We start from the raw sequence: 25,819 nt of genomic DNA, 5'->3' as shown, positions 1-25,819 counted from the left end.
AACGGCTCATTAAAGGCTTAATGAGCCGCTTCCTCCGCTGCTGGCAAGTCAGCAATGCGAGATTTTAGCGCGGGTATTTGGGGTAGAGGGGCGCTTGGAATGGCTTCATACCAAAAGCTAGCCGCCGACCAGTCATCTTCACGTTCATAAAGATCAGACAAATATTCTTCCAGGGTAGTTGGGGTATCGCCATTGTGACCAATTTGCTGAATAGTAATACGTGCCTCTTCTTGCCAATAAATTGGGTCACGTAAATGCCAGCGGTACATGGAAACGCGTCCGGTATCACCATCGTCACTTTTCTCGCGATAGCTAGCACCGTTATATAAAAAGGCAGAATCTTGTAAGCCCCAAGATAGCCCTACATAATCTTCGGCACCGCTGCCGTTCAGGGTAGGAAATTTATCATCGCCATCTATATAGGCTTTCATTTCGCCTTCGCCCCACCAGTTAGTGTCGCTAGGGCGAACGCCTATCACCGTGCCAATAAAGCGGCCCTTGCCTGTTCGTTTTGGGAGCAGGCTGAAGTCTTTGGTTTTTGTGGTCGGGTTTTGGCGCTGAAAGTTTACATGCAGTCTGCCTACTTTTGGGCCGTGATGATCACCCAAGGTGTAATCGATCTGATAGAAAAATGGCATAGACTGTGGCAGCTCATTGGTGATGGTAAAACGAGCCGCTTTAGTAAAGGGCATGGGAAGCCAAATATTCATCCCAGCTTTTGGTCCTACTGAATGAACAGCACTTTGAAATGATGTCGCTTTGCCATGTGCAAAGCCAAAAAAATCTCCCAGCGGGGCTTCGATGCTTGGATGTTCTTGGCCATCCCAATAACCACGAATAACAGCTCCACGCAAAAAAGCAGGCACAGGGAATGTAGTGGCCCAAATATGTCGAATCGTGCCGCTGCCTTGAATATTGGCAAGTTCTACCGTTTCCCCAGGTGCTAATAAGCGAGCTGGCGAGCCCTTGCGGCCTTGGCCAAGTGGACTGGAGGCTTTACCACCTTCACCTTTGGCTCCGGTAGGGTTTTCAAAACTAATGGTTCTTGATTGTAAGGGCGAATCTAAATGATAGGGTTCGCTAAGCAGCTTGTGACTATCATCGGCAATGCTCGCTGGGCTGAAAAAGCAGGCGCATAACAAGGTTGATCGATATAAAACCTTAGCACCGAGAGCAACAAGGGGTTTTGGAAATACGATTTTATTTTTAGTCATATGCATTTCTCTAGAATATAGGTTTAGGGCGATAGCCCAGTTCGCGACTTAGGGCCAAGCACGCTTGTGCTAAATCTTGGCCATTACTTTGGGCGTTTTCCATGCTGGCTTGGGAGGTGGTGCCTGAAATACTAATGCCGGCAAGTGGGCGACCATTGTGGTCCAAAATAGCGGAGGCTACACAGCGAATCTCTACTTCGTTTTCGCGGTCATCAATGGCATAGCCTTGCTTTTTAATTTCTTGCCAAGCGGCTCGTAAATCATCAGCGTTAGTAATGCTATGTTCGGTTTTGGCTTCCATTGGTCCTTGTAAACAGACTCTTTGATTGTCTCGGTCGGCGAATGCCATCATGGCCTTGCCAAGTGCTGTGCAATGCATTTTGCCGCGCCAGCCAATGCCTGACGCTAATACAATTGGGTGACGACTTTCAATCTTGTCAATGTAGACAACTTCATTGCCATCGAGGATAGCGAGATGAATGGTTAAGCCTGTTAGCTCTGAAAATTGCAGCATAATTGGCTTAGCCAGCCGGCGAATATCCATAGTGTTATAGGCTTGCGCCGCTAAAGATAATACCTTGCCGCCGAGTTGAAAACCTTGCTCATCTTGAGTGACTAAACCATGGCTTTTTAAAGTGCTCATAAGACGATGCACCGTCGGGCGTTGAAAGCCTGAGCTATTAACAAGATCGACGATACGTACACGCCCTTGCTGGCTTAGTTGCGCCACCAAATCTAAGAGAATAAGGGCTTTATCAACCGCGGTGGGTTTATTATCAGCTTCACTCATAGTCGGCCTTGAGGATTTTTTGAAATTATTGTTATTGATCTCATATACGTTCTATCTATTGTTGCTGCCCATTGTTACCGGGCAAAAGAAAGATCGCAAGCTAGCTTGCGATCAATTACCTCACTGTACCACTACTTTTTTTATCTATTAAAACTGGTATTTGAAATTCATACCAATGGTTCGCGGGCGAATGGTAAAGACACGTTCGTCAACAACATTTATTGCAGTAGTACGTGCTCTTTCATCCGTTAGATTTTTGCCAAAAAGGCCCACTTCAATATTGTCGCCTAACAAAAGGTTTATGTTGGCACTGAGTACGGCATAGTCGCCGATACGATGCTGCGGGCCGGCGACAAATTCATATTCCATAAATGATTCATCGACGTATTGGTATGCGAGTAAGCCGCGCAATGCCATATCATCGGCGATATCTTTGTCAAAATTGATAGCAAAGTTATAGCTGAACTCTGGAACACCTTGTAGACGGTCGCCATCAGCACCTTGTTGGGTTCCGGCGCTGATATAGTCTTCTTCAAGCTGAGCTTCTTTAATGTCGAAGCCAAAATCTACCGACCAGATGTCATCAATTTGCCAAGCGCCTTCAAGTTCGAAACCGGTAATGGATGCTGAGCCTGCATTATCAATGTAACCAAAGCCATTACTGAGCAGCGATTTGGTTTGAATATCACTCCAATCTAGATAGTAGATGGCGCCGTTTAGGCGAAGCTGATTACCCATCCATTGGGTTTTAAATCCAAGTTCATAATTCCACAGGCTATCTGACTTGTATTGTGCTGGGGCGCCACCGGCGACAGCGATATCTGAGTTGGCGCCACCAATGCGATAGCCCTTTGAGGCGAGGGCGTAGATCATACGATCATCATCAGGTCGAAAGCTCACTTCAAATTTTGGATTTACTGAATCTTCACTTGAGGATACTGAGCCCGTACTGATGCCTGGCGGCGTTCCCACTCGACCGGTTAAAAGATTCTGAATACCACGGCTACTGCCCGCGTCACTGATCTCAGTTTCAAAAGCACGGAGTCCTATGGTTGCAGACCATTGATCGTTAAAGGCATAACTGGCTTCACCAAAAATAGCTTTTTGCTCAATTTGGAAATCATTTTGGTTGCGGTAGACGACTTCATCACCAACATAGAATGGGCCACCTGGTGCCACTAAAGCTCCGCTAATACCCGGTTGTAGTAGACCTAAAACATCAAGTAAACCCGCTAGATTATCCACCACAACGATTTGTTCATGATCAACTTTATCTTTTTGATAGAACAATCCCGCGGTCCATTGAAAAGCGCTGTCGTCAACGGATTGCAGGCGAATTTCCTGGGCGAAAATATCAAATTCTTCATTAAAGTGATGTGGACTAATGGCTTCGATACCAGAGAAGTCATATATCGGCTTAAGAGCAAGGTAGGCGTTTTCAGAATATTCGAATACCCAATCGTTGTCCCCATTAAAGTAGCTAGATGAGGCGTATAGTGCGATGTCACCGAAATCATAATCAACGGTGAAGTTGTAGATTTTAGTGCTATCTAATTGTTCATCTTTAACAGGAGCGTCGATACTCAGATCGCTGCCTGGGTTGAACCACGCCTTACCATTAATGTCTGACTCTTGATAAATATAACTGGCATTTATTTTTAGTTGATCATTGGGCTCATAAGCTAAGGCCAGGCGGCCGCCCTTGGTGCTGATGTCATTGGCATCTTCTTCATTCACCCGTGCGTGGGTATAGTCGATAAAGCCGCCATCGTCTTTCTTATAGGCCACCGCACGCAAAGCTAAGTTATCGCTAAGCGGTATGTTCATCATCATATTGACGACAGTGGCTGGATCGCCAGATTTGGTCGCGCCGTAACTGCCATCAATTTTACCTTGGAACTCGCCTTGTACGGGCTCATTGGTGATGATGCGCAGTGTTCCGCCTAAAGAGCCAGCACCATAGAGTGTCCCTTGTGGCCCACGCAGCAACTCAACCCGAGCAATGTCCGTCATATGAAGATCCGGAGCACTGACACCGCTGGTGAGAGGGATATCATTAAAATAGATCGAAGTGGTAGCTTGCAGCTGTGCGTCAAATTCGGTGCCATCTGATAGACCGCGCACGGTTAACTTTTTCTTACCTGAACCTGCATCCACGTAAGAAAGCCCTGGCAAAAGACGAGCATAGCTTTCAAAGTCGGTCGCGCCTTTGTTTTCCAGTGATTCTCCCGAAAGGGCCGATATCGCAATGGCCACGTCCTGCATACCGAGTTCACGCTTGGTTGCGGTTACCACTATCTCTTCTAATGCCGCGCTGTGGGCAATGCTGATTTGGCTGGCGATAATGCTCGCCAAGAGGGTTTTAGGGAACAGGTTCTTCATAGCAGGCCACTCCTTATAGTCTGTTATGTGGGCGTCGAGCTGATTGCCGCTGGGTCGCTTATTGATTGCTTATTAGCTGTTTATTCGCTATTTATTATTTTAATGTCCATAATATGGACTATTGGTTTTTAATTTGGACGAAAGGATGGTAATGAGGCGAATCTTTTAATGCAAGTGTCCATAATACGACCACTTTATGTGTGTATTTTTTATTTGGGGCGGGTTTAGTAGAATGTTCGCCTAGGCAGCCGTGACTCAATTCATTGAGTGAACCTAGACTTAAGAGAATTAATCCATTGAAAAAGCTCAGTTACTTATTCGAGGCCAACAAAAAGTGGTCTGAATCCATCAAAGACAAAGACCCAGAATTCTTTAGCCGACTCTCCAAGCAGCAAGCTCCCGATTACCTTTGGATAGGATGCTCAGATAGCCGTGTACCGGCTAATACTCTAGTAGATCTCCCCCCCGGGGAGGTCTTTGTGCACAGGAATATCGCTAATGTTGTCGTTCACACCGACCTTAACATGCTGTCGGTATTGCATTACGCTGTAGCGGTATTGAAAGTGAAACATGTAATCGTTTGTGGCCATTATGGCTGCGGCGGTGTAATGGCGGCGATGGAAGATAAGAGCCACGGACTCATTGATAACTGGTTGCGACATATTAAGGACGTAGCTCGATTCCACAAAGAAGAGTTGGCTAAGCTGCCTGAGTCAGAACGTATCGATCGTATGTGCGAGCTCAATGTTATGGAGCAGGTGCGAAATGTCGCCAACACCAGTGTGGTGAAAAATGCTTGGAGTGAAGGCCAAGAGTTATCGGTGCATGGCTGGATCTACAACATCAATAATGGTGTGCTGAACGATTTGGATATGTGTGTTTCTGATAGTTTAGAGCTATCTTCTGAGATTTGATTTTAAAACCGTAGAGCTTGGTGTTATTCAATTCCAAGTTCTATGGCTAAGCGGGTGGCTTCGGCTCTCGAGGATATGCCCAATTTACGATAAATCGATTTAATGTGATCGGCTATTGTATAGTGGGAGAGCGTTAACAGCTCGGCAATATCTGTACGATTTAAGCCCTTAGAAATCAATGACAGAATCTCAGACTCTCGCGGGGTTAAGTCGTGTTTTTTTTGCTTTTTTTCTAACTGCCTAAAATGCTGTAGTATTTTCTTTGATATATCCCCCGAAAGAGGAGGAGCACCATTGACGATATCTTGTAGCTTATCAATCAGCACGCTACCTGGTTCATTTTTAAGCAGGTAACCATCAGCCCCCATTTGTAAACACTCGAATACTGTCTCTTCATCATCAGCTATCGTAACGATAACACAAAGAATTTCTTCATTAGCTTCTTTCAATTTGGGGATAAGCTCACAACCTCGACCATCCGGTAAACTTATATCGATTATTGCAAGTTGAATTGGATGCATTGCTAGCAGTTGTGTCGCTTCAGCCACGTTATTGGCATAAAAAGCTTGATTACTATTGGGGAGTGCTTGTTGAAGGTAGCTGCTCATCAAGTCTTGAAACAGTAGTTCATCTTCTACAATTAAGCATTGTTCAATGTTCATCGATACATCCGTACATCAAAAAATACCCAGCACATAGTTGGGTGTTCATTAAATCTTTCGGCCCAGATTACATAGACAGCAAAAGATAAACGACTACAAGCGATTACGATGACATTATGAGGGGATTGGCAAGGAAACAAAAGCTGTTGTTTGAAGCTGGTATTACTAGTACTTAAGTTTTTGTATAACATTTATAGCGCCAAGGGCTTATTCTGTGCAGCGCAGGGCTTGCGGCACGGTCTAAAGCTATTGCCCTGGGGTATATTGCAGCGTCAATCTGTGTTGGTTTTTTGCGCAATTTGCTGGCTTAGCCAGCTAAGTCCGTTTATGAGGCGCAGTTGAAATTGCCCAATAGCAATATTAATTGCTTTCCATTGAATATGGTTTGCTTCATCCCCACCTTCACTGAGCTGCTGCAACTGTTTGGCTTTTGTGGCGCAGTCTAAGATGCCCAGTGCCGCGCAGAGACCAGCTAAGCGGTGGCTACACGCTGCTAGTTCAATATGGTTTTTTTCGATAGCAAGTTGTTCTAAGCTACCGGATAGCTCAAGACAACTCTTTTGATAGCGCTTAAAGAAATCTTTTAGTTCGATAGCTGTTTTGTACTGTGCGATATCATTGACGAACTGGATATTGTAACGTTGTTCAGAAATATCAGAGCTAAACCCTGTTTGGTGCCGTTGAATCAAACTGTAAAATATCGGCAATGAGAAGGGCTTTTCCATTAGTAATTCCATGCCCTTATGTTGAAGCTGTAGACTAAGTTCTGGAGTGAGGCCAGCGCTAATACCAATTATTGCGCAATCTGCTCCCACCGCTTGAAGTTTGGGCATGAGATCTTGCCCAGAGATAAGTGGCATATGAATATCTAGCAAAATGGCATCGAATTCATGTTTTTCTGCAACCGCGATGGCGTCGTTCGGATCGGTCGTGCTATAGACGGTATGCCCAGCGCCTTTCAGTAAGCTGGTAATAATCTCGTTGTTTAACTCGATATCATCTACTAACAGAACAGAGAGACTCTTGTCGATACTATTGCCATGTGTCGCTATGCGAACTTGTAAATGAAACTCGAAAGTACTGCCCTTGCCTGGAGTAGAGTTAAACTCAATATGCCCACCTAAACGTTCACTGATGTTTTTTACGATGGCAAGGCCCATGCCTGTACCTACAAGATGATTGTGATCGTTGTTACTGGCTTTGGTAAAACTATGAAAAATTCTATCTTGATCTTCGTATGGAATACCAATTCCGGTATCACTTACTGAGAAGCATAAGCCCATATCGCCTTGTTCTAAGTATCTGCCACTGCAGATAACTTTGATTTCTCCGCTGTCAGTATATTTGGCAGCATTATTTAAAAGGTTGTTGATCAGCTGCTGTAGAAGGTCAGGATCTGTTTCGATAACAGTAGGGACATTGGGTTCAATCAGATACTCCACTAGGATGTTTTTTTCATCACACAGCCCCTGAATGAGAGAAACTGAAGAATCCAAAGTGTCTAGTAAAGAGGTGGCTTGAGTTTTAACTTGTTGCTGCCGGCCTGATTCCAGTAATAAAACACTGTTTAGTTGCTGTAAAAGTTGGTGCCCGCTACGATTAATTTGTTCGACGTATTTGTTTTGAATGGGCTCCAGCGATGTTTGTTTGAGAAGTTTGATTAAGCCCAGTATGCCGTTGATGGGTGTTTTTACTTCATGGCTAAAGTAGGAGATAAATGCTGAGCGCGACTTGTCGGTTTCTTTCGCTGCAATATTGTCTAACTGAATGGACCTGAATTTTTGAGAAATAGCCAAAGAGAGCATGTACATCTCAAAGACATGACAGGACAAACCAACCATTAAGATACTTTCAAAGCCTGGTACCAAACCAATGGTTACCAAGGCTGGAAAAGTTGAACCTGCAATAAGTGCAATCCATCCAATGCAAACATAAATAGCGGGTTTTAAGCCTCGAATATAAGCCCATGCGGCAGAAACTATCATCAGTGTGCCGAAAATGGGGTGAGGAGCTGCTGAGGCAATACTAAATGCCTCTCGGCTCATAAACGGGTAAGCCATTAATAGAAGCACATAAAATATGATCAGCGTTTTGAAAGCCCAGTTTAACTCGCGTAGCCGCCTCGGAACTTGAAAAAATACATAGCAAAACCAAGTACCAAATAACTGTACCCCAACGCTGGCGGGTTTATAAAAGTAGAGTTCATAGTCATAAAACCCGAATACTGTTTTGAACAGGCCGTAAGCACTGATGATAAATAGGACTCCACAGAGTGAGTGAATCGCATAAAGAATATGACTTATGTCGCGCACACTCGCGCCGAAGAATAAATTATGAAGGGCAAGTGATAGCGATATCCCAATCAGAAAAAACAGAAAACTAGTACGGGCCACCGAATAGATAAGGGCTTGATCATAACTCTCAATATGAACATTAAGAGAGGATACAATAGGGGATGCGACTCGAATTATAAGCTGGTAGGTTTGCCCGTTTTCAAGTGGTAATTCGCTGAGCCAATCCACCGATAAGGTGTGCAGGCCTTCGGTACTCGCTCGATAGCCGCTCTGTACTTGGTGTAACAATTGGCCATTGCTGTATAAGAATGCATCAATTTCTTTAAAGTGAGCATTGGCTAGGCGAACAGCCCAGCGTTGTTGTGTATTCGGCCTTAGCTCCAGTGCGAACCAATATTGATTTTCATGTTTAGGAAATCCTGTGGCCCCGCTGAGTTCATTGCTACCGGCCTGCAATAAGCGCTCAAGAACTTGGCCAGAGTTTAGCGTTTTCTCGCTATCTAATATCAATATTCCTTGATCACTGACATTGTCGCCTTGGGCAAAGCTGAAGCAAAAGCTTAGTAGTAGCCCTAAAAAGTACTGAACTGTCGGATATTTAATCGAATTAAATGGGGGCATAGGGCTAATTTATCTCGGCAACTAGATAATTCTTATTATTCCACTTTTTGATATCTCGTACTAAGGAAGGTTTCCATACCTTAAGCACATCATAATCTTTGCCCGATTGCGATGCACCCCCCTATGTGAGGGAGTTACATTTGATTTTAAGTAACCATAATGCGACCCATTATCGATGTGCTGTGTACACATTGGGTTCACTGAGGTATCGCTGTATGAAAAAATGGTTGGGCTTAACGTTAACATTATTGGCTATCGAAAACTCGATAGCGGCAACTTGTAATTGGGATTCTACGAGAAGTAATTGGGATAATTGCGAGTTTTTCAGCGAGTACATTTCATTAAATCCAAGCCTTTCATACAGTTTTAACAATGTTACTGTGCAAGGCGGAACCCTAGAGGGTGATTTTTCAGAAGTTGATCTAAGCACAGTGAGGTTCCGACGTGCTGGCGATAATCTCGGGGATGAGGTTGATATAGGGCAGGCTGACTTTTCGCCTTTTCAATGGATTAAGGTTGAAAACAATGGTTTGAACATCTTCTATCTGCTTAGTGGTATGGTCGATGACCCAGATCAGCGGCGTCATGAAGCCAGCGGTAATTTACTCTTTGCCGGTGAGCCCGACATTCTGCCAGCTTCGCAAGCAGGAATAGGTGACCTTGGCGTTTATATTGTTGGTCAGTTTGAACTGAAAGATGAATATCCAATGGGCGCTGCGCCGGTTACGGAAAACCCGCTGTCGAGTTCTTCAGGATCAGCTGAAGCGGCGATCTCAGGGAGCGGTTTTAGAAGCAACGCAGGCGAAGCTCACTTTTGGCAGCTGGACTTTAAAAATAGCTACGAGATTAGTCGACTTGAGCTGCTTCCAAACGCCGGTCAAGAACAGGAGTTGGCTGGTGCTACTGTCTTATTATCCGATTACCCTTTTAGCGTAGACCCATCTGTTGCAAAAGACTTTGATTATATCGCTAGGTTTACATTGCCTGCACTGGAGACTGGGCAGAGCAGTTACCACATCCCTGTGGAGCGTACGGCGCGATTTGTTCGAGTGATTAAACAGGATGGAGAGCGCTTAGGCTTTCATAAAATCCGTGTGATGGGTGAAGTAGGCATTAAAACCCCTGATACGCCATTGCCTGCAAACGCCGTTCGCCCTAGTTGCGGTGGTTTTAGTATTGCTCTAGTTGATAAAGCGAAGCGTTGTGACGTGACGCGATTGCCAGATAGTGGCAGCAGCAATGTTAATATCGATTTCAGCTTTTGTAATTTTAGCGGGCGAGATTTAAGTGGCTTGAATTTCTCTGGAGCTCAGCTCAGCAATGCTGATTTCTCTCAAGCTGATTTAAGTGGTGCTAGCTTTGATAGCTCACAAGCGGAAAATGCTAATTTTTCTGGCACAAACCTGAGTAATGTTGATTTTTCCAGGGCGAACCTTCGTGAGGCCGATATGCGCGGAGCTATTTGGTCGGCCACCTTCTTTGACCAAACCGAGCCGGAAAATGCCTGTATTGATCGTTCTGTATGGGAATCGCGCGCTGGTACTACAGGCGAGGATGGACGCCTAGTTGGTGATACCAGTGATATTAGTAGCGGTGTGAGTAGCCCGCCGCAGTTGGTAGACGAGCGATTCAATAATAGCTTTCAATATGCTCGCCAGCCCAGTGTGGATAATAATGGAGCGGCTGTAAATGCTATCGATGGCAATGCGGCGACACAGTCTCAAACCCGAGCTGATCAAAGCAAACCATGGTGGGTACTTGATCTTGGTGCTACGTTCTTTATTAACGATGTTGAGCTAGATTTAGGTAGCCAGTGTACAGCGGCTGTTTGTTCTGATTTACAGTTGTTAATCAGCGACTGGGATCCGATGAGCTACCCTGTAAGAGACTTGCCTGCAGAAAATCAAAATGATGAGCTGTTTACATGGCAGGCGGTAAATAGAGATGATAAATATAGCTTTAATCGCACTGGTCGATATATTGTGGTGCAAGCAGCCAATGATGTGACAGGCGCTCTTGCGATTGCGGGGCTAAAAGTAAATTCCTCAAGCGAGCCTGTTTTCCCAAGTACTAGACAGCCAATTAGCCCAACTATCTCAAGCAACTTTGGCTCTGCGGTGCGGCTAGGCACGGAGTTAGAGAAGCTGAGCTCAAACTTAGAAAGCTTGGATAGTGATCTAGGTCAGTTGCGCGTACACGCTAGCCAGGCTTATGACGCCACTTTAAAAGTGAAGCGTTTGCATGATCGCCTAAAACGAATCAAGCGTGATCTTGGTCGTGCCGATACCATGTTAAAGGCGGCCAGCTTCTTGGGGCCCATTAAGGCACAGAGCGCACGTATTCGTCAGATAATTTCTACGGTGAAGCCTGGTGTGGATACGGTTGAGAGTTTTGTTGGCCGGGTCGAAAACGACGGGGTTAAGCCCTTACGTGAAAAAATTGCAAAACTGCGCAGTAAGGCAGAACAGGGCCAGCGAGCCAGTGACAATCTCTATCAGTATGTCGATAAAGGTTATGGTTTGTATAGTGATGCGTTTTTCTGTGCGGCGAATACTGAAGGCAATAAGGGGATGGACGCCCTAGAGATTATTGCTACGGGTAATGGTTCGGCGGGAACCACTGTCGATAGCTTTGTCTATACGGAGAGCGGCATTGTTGGCGGTGTAACCCAGTATCAGGTCAGTAGTACGCCAGTAACTTTTAATATTGATGCCCCTCTGGGTTTTAATCCAATTTTAAACACGGCCAGCAAAATGGTTACTGGTCAAAATGATCGTTACGATCGTAGCTCTGTGGCCTCGGGCGTAGATTTATCCAGTTTCCCTTCTGGTCGGCAGGCCCTTGAAGATCGCATTAAGAACTTTGCTGCTGATCAAAACGTTGGCTTAGATACTATTGTTTACAGCACTGATCAATCGGTATTACTAGTTCGTGATGCCTTCACGGCACCAACAGATCTTGCTGATTTAATGGCGGTACTGGATCAAATTGAAGAACAACTGAAGCGCTTAGAAGATGCTTTTTATGCGTTTTTCGACCCATTGTCTCAGCTTATCGCCTTATTTGAGATTCGTATTGATGCTGGTTTTACAAGTTTTTCCGTACTTTCTATCTTAGAAGGCCTTAGTAATATTCCAGGTTTGGATAAGCTAGAGGAATTGGCCAATAAAATTATTGAAGCCATCCTAAGTCAATTGAAGTCACTGTTGCCAGATGTAAGCCTACCCGGGTTTAACATCAGTTTGCCTACTATTCCTGATTTCCCGGATCTATTTAATTTTGATTTCTTGGCATTTCCAAGTTTGAATCTGGTTAAATTTGATTTGCTTGTGGCAGAGCCTTTCCCATTCTGTTTCGATCGACCTGAAATACCCAGCTACCCGGAATTCTACGCTGATCTTGATGGCGATAAGCTTATAAATGGCCAAGAAGCGGAAGCTTGTACACCACCGTCTAGTACACTGCCTTATCGCGCAGGAGACCGCCAAGATCCAAACCCTGGTTGCGACAGTCACCCATTCTTTGGCAGTAATGCTGATACTGTGGATAGCGATGGCGATGGCTTTGATGACTACTTTGAGGCGACATATCATCAGGCCTTTACCGGCTTGGATTTAAACCCGATCGATTCCAATATGCCCAATGCCGCAGCCTTAGCGGGTGATAGTGATGGCGATGGTTTAACACTGGCCGAAGAGTACGCGGCAGGGACCAACCCGACAGAAACCGATACGGATGGTGATGGTTTAAGTGATCAATATGAGCTGGAGTATCAAAATCTTCCCGATCGCCTAAATACTTTCGTACAGGCAAAGCTTCAGCTTGGGAATTTTAATGATTTTCTAAACCCAGTGTCCGGTGAAGCTATTAGCACCGCGGGATTACATTATGAGGCCGCGGCTGACTATGATAATGATGGACTCAATAACTTAGCGGAAGCACAAAACGGCGCAAACCCATACCACCACGATAGTGATGATGATGGCATGGACGACGTCTTTGAATTGGCCAGCGCCAGCCAAGCAAGTTGTGTCAGCTTGTCTTATCGCTTACGTTTAAATGATGCTAGTGACGCAAACGCTGATCCGGATGGCGATAAGCTTAGTAATCAGCTTGAGTCTGAGCTGGGCAGTGATATTTGTAACCCCGACAGCGATGGAGACGGCATCAATGATGGTTTCGAGCATAAATCCAATACTAGCTTGATCTCAGCGGCAGAGAGGCCTGTGGACAGTGATGGCAACGGTGTACCCGACGATATCGAAAACCTTGTTGATAGTGATGGCGATGGCTTTAGTGATGGTGACGAAAAGGCCAACGGTACTGATCCTGACGATGCAGCAAGCAAACCTGCCAACGATGTTGATGGCGACAACATTTCCGATCTGAGCGATACCGATAATGATAACGATGGTTATAGCGATCAAGATGAGCAGGATAACGGTACTAACCCAAGAGACTCTGGCGATACCCCCGTTGATTTTGATGGTGATAAAATATCTGATCGTAACGACGACGATGATGATAACGATGGCTACAGTGATGCCGACGAAGAAGCCAATAAAACCAATAGCAAGGATGCTGCTGATAAACCCGCAGATTTAGACGGCGACTTTGTATCTGACTTGTTGGACGCTGATGCCGATGGCAATGGCAACAATGAGCCTCGTATTGAAAACCTACGAATTAGCGGCAGTCCTGAGGTGGGCGGCGAGCTTATAGCGAGCTTCGATTATGTAGATGATGAAGGTGATGCGGAGCAGGGCACAGAAGTGCGTTGGTTTAGAGTGGTAAACGGCATGAAAGAATTTATAACGGCTAGCCCTCTTAAGAAATCGTCATCACTTAAAGTTCATACAAAACACGCGATGTCGGTACCCAAAACCACCAGCTATCGTCCAACCAAGCAAGATCAAGGCCGTCCACTAGGTGTCCAGATTACGCCAAGAGATGGCGCTGCAAATACCGTAGCGGGCAAAGTGGCCAGCTTTCAGTTGGCATTGAGTAGCGGTGCCAATGGTATTCCAACTATGCCGGTCGGATTGCTGTTTGTGATGGGTTTGCTGATCAGTGTTTTCGCCAGACGCAAACTTTCCGTTCAGTGATTATTAAATCTTGCTTGGAATACTGTGACATCAAAACGAAAATCACAGTAGCAAGACTCTAGTCCAGGGTAGTGCTTTGGAGCGACTAGGCTCCTGGATGGAACGGGTGGCTGCATGGATGCAGCGTTGGAGCGGAAAAGCACTGCCCTGGACTAGAGTCTGGTCAGTATCTACCGAATAGAAAGCCCGACCATTGTTTTACAACACAGTGTTTGGCGTATGATCGCGCTCAGCTATGGAGTAGGTGGCAGCAGTGCTTTTCTGCTCGCAGCAGAAAAGCACTGCCCCAAGCTAGATTCTGGTCGGAAACCACCAAATAAAAAAGCTCAATATTGAATTTCAATATTGAGCTTTTTGCTTGTCGGTTGTCAGAGCCGCCATTTAGAGCGGCTTTTTTATACCAACACGAATACTCAATCAAGCAATTCGCCCCGTCTCAGAACTTTGCACAAGACGATCAAAACACTCACGATCTTGCTTGGCACGCTCAGAGTTATCCATAATGGATACAAGCCAAATAGCCAAGAAAGCTGCAGGCATAGTAAACAAAGCGGGATAATCATAAGGGAAGAGGGCCGTTTCAAAGCCTAAAATATCTACCCAAACCTTCGGCCCGATAATTATAAGACCAATCGCCGACACAAAACCCACAATGGCACCTGCTACAGCACCGCGAGTTGTAAGCTTCGACCAATACAAAGACAGCAGCAAAATAGGAAGGTTAACACTGGCCGCCACAACCATTGGAAGCGTCGCAATAACCGCAACGTTTTGCTCCTGGAAAACAATACCTAATGCAACTGCCAAGAGGCCCAAGACCAAAGTAACGATACGAGTTAAGCGAATCTCTTTATCAGGATCTGGCTTGCCCTTGCACAGAACTTGCGCGTATAAATCGTGAGAGATGGCTGCTGAACCTGCCACCGTTAAACCGGCGACCACCGCTAAAATAGTGGCAAAAGCTACAGCCGACATAAAGCCCATCAAAAGATCGCCACCAACCGCATTGGCTAAGTGAATGGCCGCCATATTGCCGCCACCTAACAACTTACCCGCAGAGTCGGTGTACTCAGGATTACCCATCACATAGACAATGGTGCCAAAGCCCGCCACGATCAGCAGCAAAAAGAAGTAACCAATAAAGACCGAAGCGTAGAATGCTGACTTACGTGACTCTTCCATATTCGGTACAGTGAACAATCGCATTAAAATATGGGGCAAACCTAAGGTACCAAACATCATGGAAACCAAAAGCGTAAGAATCTGAATGGGGTCGCTGATCCAAACACCATTGGTTAAAATGTCACCGCCGCGCGGGTGTTTATCAACCGCTTGCTGAAGCAGTTCATTGAAATCGTAATCGACACTGTGCAACACGAGTACACCGATAATGGTAATACCGCTTAGCAGAAGCAATGCCTTAACGATCTGAACCCAAGTGGTTGCTAGCATGCCACCAAAGGCAACATAAGCCATAACTAAAGCGGCCACGATAATAACAGCCACTTCATAAGGCAAACCAAATAACAGCTCGATAAGTTTACCGGCACCGACCATTTGAGCGATCAAATACATAATTACAACGGATACCGAGCCCAAAACGGCGATCACACGAGTTTTGGTTTGCTCTAATCTAAGCGCCACCACATCGGTAAAAGTTACCTTACCTAGGTTGCGCACTCGCTCAGACAGCAAGATCAGCATCATTGGCCAACCGGCAAATGCCGCAAGTGCCAAGGTCATGCCGTCTACGCCGGTTGCGTAAATCAGTGCGGTAATACCCAAGAATGACGCGGCGGACATAAAATCGCCAGCAATGGCAGCACCGTTTTGCAAGCCACTGATACCACCACCAGCAGTGTAAAACTCGGCACTGGTATTGGTGCGTTTAGAAGCCCAATAGCTGATAAACAGAGTAATACAGACGAAGACCAAGAACATGGCAATCGCGGTGGGGTTAACGCTCTGGCGCTCTACTTCACCATCGATACTGCCCGCAGCCAAAGCTAGGCCCGGTGCTAGCAGTAATAGGCCGGCCAATAGGCTCTTATTTCGCATAATGGCTTACCTCATCTTCTTTCGGGTCGAGCTGCTTGGCTATTTTTAGATAGATCATTTCAATGATTACAAAGCTAAAAATCAGGCCTACAAAGTAAACCAAGCCAAAGGGTATGAGGCTACCGGCCATTTTCTCGGCAAAGAGTTCATTCAGTGGGCCATAACCAAGGGCGAAGCCAAAGTACAAGGCCATAATGACCAGCGCCATGATTAGGCGAAGGCGGTTTTTTTTACGGATAAGCGTCTGCACATCCTGGGGAGTGGACATAGTCATCATCTCTTCTTATTGCTGTTATGTGAGCCTTGCCGCGACGGTTAGACAAGTTGATTAATCCTTGCACAATTCAAAGCTAAAGGCTAGATAGGGCTCAAGCCATATAACACCACAGTGGAGAATAACCTCCATACAGACCGCCCAAAAGGAAAAGGTTTCTGTTTCGGTGTGTGCTCTGAAAGTTGTTTAGAACTAGCTGCAGGTTGTGGGGGAGCTGAACTAGCCACGACAAACAGCTGTGAATGACTTTTATTGATTACTTCGCAGTATGTTTCTACAGTGTCGCTTCCACGCTTAAACCAAATGTCCTAGGAGTACCGTAAAGGGCATAATCGTTGCCGCCCAAAATATAAAGGTGGGTGATATAGGCTCGATCGCTCAAGTTTTTACCCCAGATGCTCAGTTTCCAAGGCTTATCGTTGGGCTGCCAGCTGAGCTTGCTGTCCAATAATGTGATGGCCGGCTGTATGGTAATCTGATTGTTTGGCTCGCGATAACTTTCGCCCTGATATTGAACGCCTAAGTGCCAATTCAGCTTTCCGCTAAATAGGCCGTCATCTATGTTACGTTGATAGTTAGCGCTTAAATTGGCAGTGTGTTCTGGGGATTGTCTAAGAATACTGCCTTTGTAATCACGGCCGTCCGCAGCTAAAAAACGATCGTAGCGTGCATGCAGATAAGCGTAGCTTCCGTTTAATGACCAATGTGAGTTTGGCGAGTAAACGGCCTCTAGTTCAATACCTGATAAGCGGGCAGAGGTGGCATTGGTCGTTTCGAATACACCGAAGTTATCAATGGTTCGAAACTGTACGACCTGTAAATCTTGATAGCGGGTAACGAAGGTCGCTAAGTTTAAGCGCCAACGATTTTGCCATTGTGCTTTTAGCCCCATTTCATATTGCCAAGCCGACTCTGGTTGAATAACCCTTTGGGCTGCCTCAATATTTCCGGGGACTCCTTGAAAGCCTCCGCTTTTGATGCCCTCGGCAATCGAGCCATATACCATTAATTCATCTTGTAATTGATGTCGCCAGGTTAAGCGAGGTGAAAAGTCCTGCCAGCTATTACTTTGCTGATGTTCAAAGTCTTGTAATATGATGGCAGGAGAGTTTCCGTTAAGTGCGCTTTGATTTAGGGTCTTTTTATCATAGTTGTATCGCGCCCCGACACTGATATGATTTTTTTCACCAATATTCCACTCTATCTCACCAAACAAGGCGAGATTTTGGGTGATGTTAAACTGCTGTGAAACTGCCTCGGCACCGGTAAAGAAAAAGGTTTCTTTACGGCGTGTAAGTTCCCTCAAATAATAAATACCTGCGATCAAACGCCAATCTTCTCGTGCTTGCCACTGAAAGCGAAATTCTTGGGAGTATTCACGATAACTCTCGGTAACATTTAAGTCGACGGTTTGAGCGGTTGCGCTGGCTGGTAAGCCCGATGAATCTTCTAGCCAATCAAATTGGCTTTGGCGGTAGGCGCTAATGCTGCTCAGCTGCCATTGTTCCCGCTGCCACCTTAGGCGCTGGGACCCCCCCCATATTGTACGATCGGTATAGCCTGCCAAATCGTTAGTAGCGTTTTCATAGTTACCGCCTAGCTCAGCAAATAGCTGAGTGGGAAGTGCGCTGCCATTGTGGTCTTGACGATTCAGGGGGACTCTTGCAGAAACCGGAATACGACCAGTGGAATTGAGATCGTCTCGGCTGAAATCCAGATTCCAATCAGCATCAAACTGCTCATCAAATTGGTGGCGTAATTGGCCTCGCAGGCGAGTCTTTATTTTCCCCATCTGCTTTTCGCCGCCGCGAACTAGATTATTTTGCCAGCCATCACGATATTGATGATCGGCCGTCAGTCTGGCTTGCCATTGTTCTAGCTCGTCGAGTGCTCCATTGGCACTTAACTGCAGTTGGCGGGAATTATAGTTACCAAGGCCCAATTTGAATCGAAGCTGCTTATCGGCGCTGGCTTGTTGAGTGCGGATATTAATGGCACCACCGATAGAGTTTTTGCCATATAGAGTACCTTGAGGTCCACGCAAAACTTCTACCTGTTGAACATCCAATATATCCAAATCGATATTAGATATACGACCTATATAGACATCATCGACGAATAGCACCACTGAGGAATCCATCGCGGCGCCATCATCATTTGAGCCGATTCCTCGTAGGTGAATTGAAGGCTGCCCAAGACTGTAAGAGCTAATAGAAAGTCCCGGTGTACGATAGGCAATTTCTTGTAAGTCGTTAATTTCGGCGCCGTCGATTTGAACATCATCAATTACACTCAGCGCGATAGGTACTTGTTGCAAGTTTTGACGATAGCGTTGAGCGGTCACTATCACCTCCTCAATTGGGCGATAGTGATCTTCACCGAGAGGTGGCAAGGCTCGTGTCGCAGTTATTTTTTCAGCAGCAATGTGATCTTTTTTGCTTAGCAATAATTGTTCGTTTTGCCAGCTGAGCTGCAGATTGCTGTTCGACAGTAGTGCTTGCAAAGCAAGCTCAATGGTCATCTTGCCCTGTACTGCGGGGCTTTGTTGGTCTGAGATTAAGTGGCTGGGGATCGCAATATTAATTTTGCTGGCTCTTGCCAGTTCCAAAATAGCGGCAGCTAAGGGGCCAGCGGGGATATTAAACTGAAATGATTTTTCGCGTTGCGCTTGGCTAATACTACTAATGAGCTGTTCTGAATTTTGAGCGACGAGCGGGCAGGGCACTATCGCTGCTAACGCAGTTATCGCAGCGACAGCAATTCGCGGCTGCAATCGCCAGTTGATTAGGGCCTTTTGATCACGCAAGGCAATTCCTGAGTATTATCATTATTGTTGCGCAGATCCACTCTGCGTGGGTCTATTTGACCCTTTTATTTTCAGTTTCCTATGCCGGGGGCGGCTAGGAATTATTATTTTACTTTCGTTGTGCTTTTAACAGAATTTCGTCATTGGCCAGTTTAACAATATCTAAAGACATACTGCTTGCCAAAGTATTCAGTGCGGCTTCTTTGTCATCAAGGCGTAGGGCGGCGACTAAGGTTTGCTGGCCTAATGCTTCATCTTGTAAGCGAATGCCGCCTGGGTAATAGCGATTCAAATCATCTATCACTTCACTCAATTGGTTGCCGTTGTAAATGGCTTCGCCACGTTGCCATGCCATTACATCGCTACTGTTAACGCTGCTAACTTCGCTGCGCTTACTAGCAGGGACTTTACCGAGTAGCTCTTCCAACCAATTGTTGCTGTTGAGGTATTTTAATTGAACCTGCTGGTTGGCACTTAATGCTTGTTTACTGCGGTAGCTGAGCTGGCTCAGTTCGCTTAATGATTTATCAGTGCTAACATCAACACTGCCTTCAGCAACAGTAACCTCGCTTCGGGTCTCATCAGTAAACACGTTAAATCGTGTACCTAAAACTCGCACATAGGCGCCGTTGATTTTTACAATTAAGGGCCTACTTGGATCGTGGGCGACATCAAAATATACCTCGCCGTGATCTAACTCTAACAGGCGATAATCATCATGCATTTCGATGTTTAGGGAAGACTGGGTGTTCAGTTGCACTCGGCTGCCATCGGTAAGACTTATTTGCAGTTGCTCGCCGGTTCCAGTTTCTACCTGTTGACCGTTTAAAAGTCCCCAACTTGGCAATAGCGCTACAGCAGCTAAGGTGGCGGCGGTCGCTAAGCTGCCCCAAAGTGCCCAATTTTTGCTGCGAGCCTTAGAGCTATTGAGGCGTTCATCTAACTCTGGTGAATGACCCAAGCTATGCCAAAGTGCTTCTGCACGCAGGTAGGCGGCTTGATTGGCGGGGCTAGATTCCAGCCACTGAAAGAACTCATGCTCTTCAGATTGCGAAAAACTGGGGGATTGTATGCGGATTAGCCAAGTTTCAGCGGCTTCATCCACAGCTGAGTCGGCTGGCCAGGAAAGGTCCTCAGGGCTCGGCGCACGCTGGGGCTTTCCCAGCTCGTCGTTTGCTGCGTTAGCAAAATTGTTTTCGGCCATTCCTGCGTTATCTCGTGTATCTACTTACCTCTATAGACACACAAGTATGCCATAGCCTCCTGCATTAGTTGCAGAAAATTTGGATTTCAGTGGCTGAGCTAATCAGATCCCAGTTTTTGCGGCATTAAAGCGCTTCTCGCATCTCTTTTAAGGCACGAATCAGGTACTTTTCCACGGTGCTAACGGCGACATCTAGCTCTTCGCTGATTTGCCGGTAGCTGTAGTGCTGTACCCGGCTCAGAATAAAGGCTTGGCGGCACTTTTCCGGTAAGCGTTCAAGTACATGTTCGATTCGCTCGAGATCTTGCTGGGCCAATACAGATTGCTCAGGTGCTGGTGCCTCTTGAGACTCTCTATCGGCTTCGGTCAGCTGTTGATAGTTGGTATGGCGACGCAGTTTTCTAATACGATTTAGCGCTAGATTGGCCGCTGTTTGGAATAGGTAGGCCCTAGGGTTTTCAAGGGTTTCGGTATTCTCACTACGAATCAAATTATGATAAGCGTCTTGAGCGATATCTTCAGCTTCGCTGCTGCTACCAAGGCGAAAACGTAAAAAGCGCAGCAAGGCAGATTGATTCTGCTGATAGAGCGCCTGCACAGCTTGGCGATTGGGGTCTGGCTTGACGGACATCTCGGCTACCTCGTATCGGTTTTACCGATTAGGGCTAGAGCTTATTATTTTTGTTTCAGCGCCTGTTTCAGGCAACTAATTGCTAGTTAAACACTTAATTACATGTAAAGCAATACCGAATCGCCTCATATGAGACGATCCGTGTATCACGTGCTTTGAGCTACAGTTTACGGTGATCGATCACGCGCTTGGCCTTGCCTTCTGAGCGAGGTACTGAGCCAGGTGGCACAATCTCAATGCGGGTAGATACGCCAACGATCGATTTAATATGGTGTTGCAGTTCTTTCGAGGTGAGCTGCTTTTGAGCATCGTCCATATTATCTTGGCTCTCTACTTGTACGCTCATGGTGTCCAAGTTGCCATCACGATTAACTTCGATCATATAGTGAGGTGCTAACCCAGTAGTGCCGATAATCTGTTCTTCGATCTGTGTAGGGAATACGTTAACACCACGAATAATAAGCATATCGTCGCTACGACCGGTAATACGATCCATGCGGCGCATGGTACGTGCTGTGCCTGGTAGCAAACGGGTAAGGTCGCGGGTGCGGTAGCGAATAATCGGCAGGGCTTCTTTGCTTAAACTGGTAAATACCAGCTCACCTTCTTCGCCATCAGGTACCACTTCGCCAGTTTCGGGATTGATAATTTCTGGGTAGAAGTGATCTTCCCAAATCGTCGGGCCATCTTTGGTTTCGGCACATTCCATGGCTACACCTGGCCCCATAACTTCGGAAAGGCCATAGATATCAATAGCATCAATGCCTAAGCGCTGCTCTAGCTCTTCGCGCATCGAGCCAGTCCAAGGCTCGGCACCAAAAATACCTAGGCGTAGGTTTAGTTTGTGTGGATCAATACCCTGGCGCTCCATCTCATCGGCAATGTTTAGCATATAAGAAGGGGTAACCATGATGATGTTTGGATTAAAGTCCTGAATCAGCTGAACTTGCTTTTCAGTTTGTCCGCCAGACATTGGAATAACTGTACAGCCCAAGCGCTCGGCACCATAGTGAGCACCTAGGCCTCCGGTGAATAAGCCGTAACCATAAGCTACATGCACAAGATCTTTACGGCGGCCACCAGCGGCGCGAATGGAGCGGGCGACGACATTGGCCCAAGTGTCGATATCATTTTGGGTGTAACCCACTACCGTTGGTTTGCCGGTTGTGCCACTTGAAGCATGCACTCGAACGATATCGTCCATGGGGGTGGCAAACATTCCAAAAGGGTAGTTCTCACGCAAATCTTGTTTGGTGGTAAATGGAAATTTGGCGAGATCGGAAAGCTCTTTCAGCTCGCTTGGGTGAACACCGTGGGCATCGAATGCCTTGCGATAATGGGGGGAATTCTCATAAGCGTGATGCAGGCTTTTCTGCATTCTTTCCAATTGCAAAGCCCGCAGCTCATCAATGCTGGCTTTTTCGATGGATTCAAGTTCATCGCTTATCACTTCTCTGGTCACTGTCTGCCTCCAGGTGCTAGATCCGGAATAATTTTATGGGGAAACTCGTCAATATCGCCTTGAGTTTCGATTTATCGTTGTGACGTTTGGGCGTTTATAATTTTATGTTTATCTTGTTAATCTTATAAGTTATTGATTTACATGCAATATTTTATTTTTAACAACATAATCGCGGGGTGCTCGCCCTGATTTCAATCAAATATAACACGAAAAATCCGTTGTAAGCACTATTTTTGTATCATATACTTTTTTCAACTTTAGTCGATGTGCAAGAGTCGACGTGTAAAGGTCGATGTGTAGAGATTTATCTAAAGTCTTTGCAAAGCAAGATAAAAGCACTGCCAAAATTTTTGGTGGTGCTTTTTAGTAACGGTGTTACAACAGTGTTACTAATATGTATCGCAATCACAGTTAATGCTGGTGATAGCAAAATCGACCCCGCCCAATGTTAATCACAAGTGGCTTGTGATGACTAAACAATAAAAGTGAGGCCTAGATGAGCAAAAAACTGCAGAGTTACGTCAACGGACAATGGCTGGAAGGTCAAGACGATGGAGTTATGGTGTACAACGCCATTAACGGTGATGCCATTGCCAGTGTGAGCAGTAAAGGCGTCGATTTCCAGGCGGCTATTGATTATGGCCGCACTGTGGGTGGCCGTGCACTTCGCGCTATGACATCCCATGAGCGTGCTAATCGCCTAAAGGCTTTGGCCCAGCACTTGATGTCCATTAAAGATAAATTTTATGCCGTATCGGCTTGGACTGGCGCAACGAAAGCTGATAGTTGGGTAGATATTGAAGGCGGTTTAGGTACTTTGTTTACCTACTCTTCATTAGTACGTCGCGAGATGCCAAATGAAACCTTTTGGTTGGAAGAGGGCGTAGAGCGACTTTCTGCTAATGGTACCTTTTTAGGTCGTCACGTATTGGTGCCCAAAGAAGGTGTGGCTGTTCACATCAATGCCTTTAACTTTCCATGCTGGGGCTTTTTAGAAAAAATGGCGCCAAGTATTGCTGCCGGTATGCCAGTAATTATTAAACCGGCAACGGCATCTTCTTATTTAACCGAAGTTATGGTTAAAGAAATTGTTGATTCAGGTATTTTGCCAGACGGCGCCATTCAGTTAATTTGTGGTAGCGTTGGCGATACATTAAATCGCCTAAACGAGCAGGATGTAGTGACCTTCACAGGCTCTGCTTCCACTGGTCAAATGCTTCGCTCGCATCCAAATATTGTGGCTAAATCGATTCCATTTACCATGGAAGCGGATTCATTAAACTGTTCAATTCTAGGTGCGGGTGTTGAGCCAGGCAGTCCAGAATTTGATTTGTTTATCAAAGAAGTGGCCAAAGAAATGACCACTAAAGCGGGGCAAAAATGTACCGCAATTCGTCGTACTATTGTGCCGCGTGATCGTGTTGAAGCCGTACAAGAAGCCTTAGCTAAGCGTTTGGATGGTATTAAAATTGGTGATCCAGCCGCTGAAGGTGTGCGCATGGGGGCATTGGTTGGTCGCGATCAAATGGCCGATGTTCGCTCTGCCGTTAATAGCTTATGTGAAGCTGCCGAAGTAGTTTACGGCGGTAATGATGATTTTGATGTTGTCGGTGCTGATAAAGACAAAGGTGCCTTCTTCCCAAGTACGGTTCTGTACTGCGATAAGCCTTTAAGCACTGAAGTGCCGCATTCGGTTGAAGCTTTCGGTCCAGTAACCACTATGATGCCTTATGATTCCACCGAAGACGCTATCGAGCTGGCGAAGATGGGTAAAGGTAGTTTGGCGGGATCTTTGGTTACGGCGGATGATCAAGAAGCTGCAAAAGTTATTCTAAGTACTGCGGCTTATCACGGTCGTATGTTGGTGTTAAACCAAGAGTGTGCCAAAGAATCAACGGGTCACGGCTCTCCAATGCCTACCTTGGTACATGGTGGCCCAGGTCGCGCTGGTGGTGGTGAGGAGCTCGGTGGTTTGCGTTCGGTAAAACACTATATGCAGCGTACTGCGATTCAGGCATCGCCAACTACCATGACGGCGATTACCAAAGAATTTAACCCAGGTTCTGAGCAATTAATCGATAAGGTTCACCCATTCCGTAAGAACTTTAATGAAGTTCGTATCGGTGACACTTTGATTACCCATAAGCGCACAGTTACCGAAGCTGATATTGTTAACTTTGGTTGTATCTCTGGTGATCATTTCTATGCGCACTTTGATGAAACAGCTGTTGCTGATTCGCTATTTGGTAAGCGAGTAGCACACGGTTACTTTATTATCAGTGCCGCCGCAGGTATGTTTGTTGATCCAGCACCTGGCCCAGTATTGGCCAACTACGGTTTGGAAAATCTACGCTTTGTAGAGCCTGTTGGTATTGGTGATACCATTCAAACGCGTTTGACTTGTAAGAAGAAAATTAAGAAAGACAAGCGTCCAGATGAAGATAAAGCCAACGGCGTGGTTGTGTGGGATGTCGAAGTTCGCAACCAACACGACGAGCCAGTAGCGCTTTATAATATTATGACCTTGGTTGAGCGTGAGGAAGACGAGTAAGTCTTTCTTGCAACTGACTGAAGGCTCATAGCGAATTGATTCAGTCGATCATACTGTTCCCGCAGTAACTTCAAGCCGCGCCTAGCGCGGCTTTTTTTGTGCCGTTTTTTTATAAACGATACCGGGGTCAGAACCAATAGGTTCTGACCTCGTTCGAAGCCAATAGAGTAAAATTACTAACTGAATATTTAAAAGCCCCGAAACTCGGACTTTGATGAGTAATATGCTGTGATTTAGATAAATCGGCTTCGAAGAGGGTCAGAACCCACAGGGTTCCGCCCCTGGTCTAGTTAGCGCAAACATTATGCAGTGTCGGGGTCAGAACCAGCAGGTTCTGACCCCACTCGAAGCCAATAGAGTAAAATTAATAACTGAATATTCAAAAGCCCCGAAACTCGGACTTTGATGAGTAATATTCTGTGATTTAGGTAAACCGGCTTCGAAGAGGGTCAGAGCCCACGGGGTTCCGACCCTGGTCTAGCTAGCGCAAACATTTATTCAATGTCGGGGGGAGAACCAATAGGTTCTGACCTTTTTAACCCCAGGGTGATTTAGGCTTATTTTCAAAGGTTGAAATATAAAGTTCTTCAACTTGATCCCTAGCCCATTGTGTTCTGCGCAAAAATTTCAATGATGACTTCACTGAGGGCTCATTCTTAAAGCAGTTGATATTAACTCTATTTGCCAAGCCATCCCAACCATAGTGCTCTTCTAACTGCACCACGATCTTTTCCAGGGTAATGCCATGTAAGGGGTTGTTGGGTTGTTCCTTGCTCATAGTTATATCGCACTGGGTACAAATGGATCAGCAAGAGTAATGGAATAGGGGGAAATAACAAGCTCTGATAGTA

The 25,819-nt window shown here is 45.9% G+C and carries 15 protein-coding genes; 3 read left to right on the top strand and 12 right to left on the bottom strand.

Annotation, left to right across the window (positions count from 1 at the left end; genetic code table 11):
* Positions 1 to 17: 17 nt before the first annotated feature.
* From Q1A41_RS10945 to Q1A41_RS10935, 3 genes are all read right to left on the bottom strand, one after another.
* The gene (locus Q1A41_RS10945; protein ID WP_299978522.1) at positions 18 to 1,214 is read right to left on the bottom strand and encodes a glycoside hydrolase family 172 protein; all 1,197 of its coding nucleotides are present in this window, start codon (positions 1,212 to 1,214) and stop codon (positions 18 to 20) included.
* A 10-nt stretch (positions 1,215 to 1,224) separates the two neighbouring features.
* Entirely contained in the window at positions 1,225 to 2,004 is a 780-nt protein-coding gene (locus Q1A41_RS10940) for an IclR family transcriptional regulator (RefSeq protein ID WP_299978519.1), read from the bottom strand.
* A gap of 147 nt (positions 2,005 to 2,151) precedes the next feature.
* Positions 2,152 to 4,386, bottom strand: a complete 2,235-nt coding sequence (locus Q1A41_RS10935; protein WP_299978516.1) for a TonB-dependent receptor — start codon at positions 4,384 to 4,386, stop codon at positions 2,152 to 2,154.
* A 296-nt stretch (positions 4,387 to 4,682) separates the two neighbouring features.
* On the opposite strand from Q1A41_RS10935, the gene can reads away from it, so the two are divergent.
* Positions 4,683 to 5,300 carry a carbonate dehydratase gene (can, locus tag Q1A41_RS10930; protein ID WP_299978513.1) on the top strand — a complete coding sequence of 206 codons (618 nt, stop codon included), beginning with the start codon at positions 4,683 to 4,685 and terminating at the stop codon, positions 5,298 to 5,300.
* A gap of 23 nt (positions 5,301 to 5,323) precedes the next feature.
* Here the strand turns inward: can and Q1A41_RS10925 are convergent, their stop codons facing one another.
* Complete coding sequence (locus Q1A41_RS10925) at positions 5,324 to 5,962, bottom strand: response regulator transcription factor (protein ID WP_299978510.1); 639 nt, start codon at positions 5,960 to 5,962, stop codon at positions 5,324 to 5,326.
* A 272-nt stretch (positions 5,963 to 6,234) separates the two neighbouring features.
* Positions 6,235 to 8,877, bottom strand: a complete 2,643-nt coding sequence (locus Q1A41_RS10920; protein WP_299978507.1) for an ATP-binding protein — start codon at positions 8,875 to 8,877, stop codon at positions 6,235 to 6,237.
* Between the two features lie 215 nt (positions 8,878 to 9,092).
* On the opposite strand from Q1A41_RS10920, the gene Q1A41_RS10915 reads away from it, so the two are divergent.
* The gene (locus tag Q1A41_RS10915; protein WP_299978504.1) at positions 9,093 to 13,982 is read left to right on the top strand and encodes a pentapeptide repeat-containing protein; all 4,890 of its coding nucleotides are present in this window, start codon (positions 9,093 to 9,095) and stop codon (positions 13,980 to 13,982) included.
* 417 nt (positions 13,983 to 14,399) lie between these two features.
* Here Q1A41_RS10915 and actP read toward each other — a convergent pair whose 3' ends face one another.
* The 6 genes from actP to paaK all read right to left on the bottom strand — a co-directional run bounded on the left by actP (position 14,400) and on the right by paaK (position 22,417).
* Complete coding sequence (gene actP / locus Q1A41_RS10910; RefSeq protein WP_299978501.1) at positions 14,400 to 16,040, bottom strand: cation/acetate symporter ActP; 1,641 nt, start codon at positions 16,038 to 16,040, stop codon at positions 14,400 to 14,402.
* Entirely contained in the window at positions 16,030 to 16,308 is a 279-nt protein-coding gene (locus Q1A41_RS10905) for a DUF485 domain-containing protein (RefSeq protein WP_299978498.1), read from the bottom strand. The genes actP and Q1A41_RS10905 overlap by 11 nt, the downstream gene beginning before the upstream one ends.
* 280 nt (positions 16,309 to 16,588) lie before the next feature.
* Positions 16,589 to 19,120 carry a TonB-dependent receptor gene (locus Q1A41_RS10900; protein ID WP_299978496.1) on the bottom strand — a complete coding sequence of 844 codons (2,532 nt, stop codon included), beginning with the start codon at positions 19,118 to 19,120 and terminating at the stop codon, positions 16,589 to 16,591.
* A gap of 109 nt (positions 19,121 to 19,229) precedes the next feature.
* Entirely contained in the window at positions 19,230 to 20,324 is a 1,095-nt protein-coding gene (locus tag Q1A41_RS10895) for a FecR domain-containing protein (RefSeq protein WP_299978493.1), read from the bottom strand.
* Positions 20,325 to 20,448: 124 nt separating this feature from the next.
* Positions 20,449 to 20,955 (bottom strand): sigma-70 family RNA polymerase sigma factor, encoded by a 507-nt coding sequence (locus Q1A41_RS10890; RefSeq protein ID WP_299978490.1) that lies wholly within the window; start codon positions 20,953 to 20,955, stop codon positions 20,449 to 20,451.
* A gap of 160 nt (positions 20,956 to 21,115) precedes the next feature.
* Positions 21,116 to 22,417, bottom strand: a complete 1,302-nt coding sequence (gene paaK, locus Q1A41_RS10885) for a phenylacetate--CoA ligase PaaK (protein WP_299978487.1) — start codon at positions 22,415 to 22,417, stop codon at positions 21,116 to 21,118.
* A gap of 496 nt (positions 22,418 to 22,913) precedes the next feature.
* On the opposite strand from paaK, the gene paaZ reads away from it, so the two are divergent.
* On the top strand, positions 22,914 to 24,968 hold the full coding sequence (gene paaZ, locus Q1A41_RS10880) for a phenylacetic acid degradation bifunctional protein PaaZ (RefSeq protein WP_299978484.1): 2,055 nt from the start codon (positions 22,914 to 22,916) through the stop codon (positions 24,966 to 24,968).
* A 535-nt stretch (positions 24,969 to 25,503) separates the two neighbouring features.
* On the opposite strand, the gene Q1A41_RS10875 is transcribed toward paaZ, so the two are convergent.
* Positions 25,504 to 25,746, bottom strand: a complete 243-nt coding sequence (locus Q1A41_RS10875) for a VF530 family protein (RefSeq protein ID WP_299978481.1) — start codon at positions 25,744 to 25,746, stop codon at positions 25,504 to 25,506.
* Between the last annotated feature and the right edge of the window lie 73 nt (positions 25,747 to 25,819).

It is taken from the genome of uncultured Pseudoteredinibacter sp. (assembly GCF_947502065.1).
Classification (GTDB): domain Bacteria; phylum Pseudomonadota; class Gammaproteobacteria; order Pseudomonadales; family Cellvibrionaceae; genus Pseudoteredinibacter.
Note: the sequence above shows the minus strand (reverse complement) of the source record. Positions and strands in the feature narration are given on the sequence as shown.

What these genes read in the sequence shown, in the direction of transcription:
- Q1A41_RS10945 (WP_299978522.1), bottom strand. Translation starts at nt 1,214, where the DNA reads ATGACTAAAAATAAAATCGTATTTCCAAAACCCCTTGTTGCTCTCGGT.
- Q1A41_RS10940 (WP_299978519.1), bottom strand. Translation starts at nt 2,004, where the DNA reads ATGAGTGAAGCTGATAATAAACCCACCGCGGTTGATAAAGCCCTTATT.
- Q1A41_RS10935 (WP_299978516.1), bottom strand. Translation starts at nt 4,386, where the DNA reads ATGAAGAACCTGTTCCCTAAAACCCTCTTGGCGAGCATTATCGCCAGC.
- Q1A41_RS10925 (WP_299978510.1), bottom strand. Translation starts at nt 5,962, where the DNA reads ATGAACATTGAACAATGCTTAATTGTAGAAGATGAACTACTGTTTCAA.
- Q1A41_RS10920 (WP_299978507.1), bottom strand. Translation starts at nt 8,877, where the DNA reads ATGCCCCCATTTAATTCGATTAAATATCCGACAGTTCAGTACTTTTTA.
- Q1A41_RS10915 (WP_299978504.1), top strand. Translation starts at nt 9,093, where the DNA reads ATGAAAAAATGGTTGGGCTTAACGTTAACATTATTGGCTATCGAAAAC.
- actP (WP_299978501.1), bottom strand. Translation starts at nt 16,040, where the DNA reads ATGCGAAATAAGAGCCTATTGGCCGGCCTATTACTGCTAGCACCGGGC.
- Q1A41_RS10905 (WP_299978498.1), bottom strand. Translation starts at nt 16,308, where the DNA reads ATGTCCACTCCCCAGGATGTGCAGACGCTTATCCGTAAAAAAAACCGC.
- Q1A41_RS10895 (WP_299978493.1), bottom strand. Translation starts at nt 20,324, where the DNA reads ATGGCCGAAAACAATTTTGCTAACGCAGCAAACGACGAGCTGGGAAAG.
- Q1A41_RS10890 (WP_299978490.1), bottom strand. Translation starts at nt 20,955, where the DNA reads ATGTCCGTCAAGCCAGACCCCAATCGCCAAGCTGTGCAGGCGCTCTAT.
- paaZ (WP_299978484.1), top strand. Translation starts at nt 22,914, where the DNA reads ATGAGCAAAAAACTGCAGAGTTACGTCAACGGACAATGGCTGGAAGGT.
- Q1A41_RS10875 (WP_299978481.1), bottom strand. Translation starts at nt 25,746, where the DNA reads ATGAGCAAGGAACAACCCAACAACCCCTTACATGGCATTACCCTGGAA.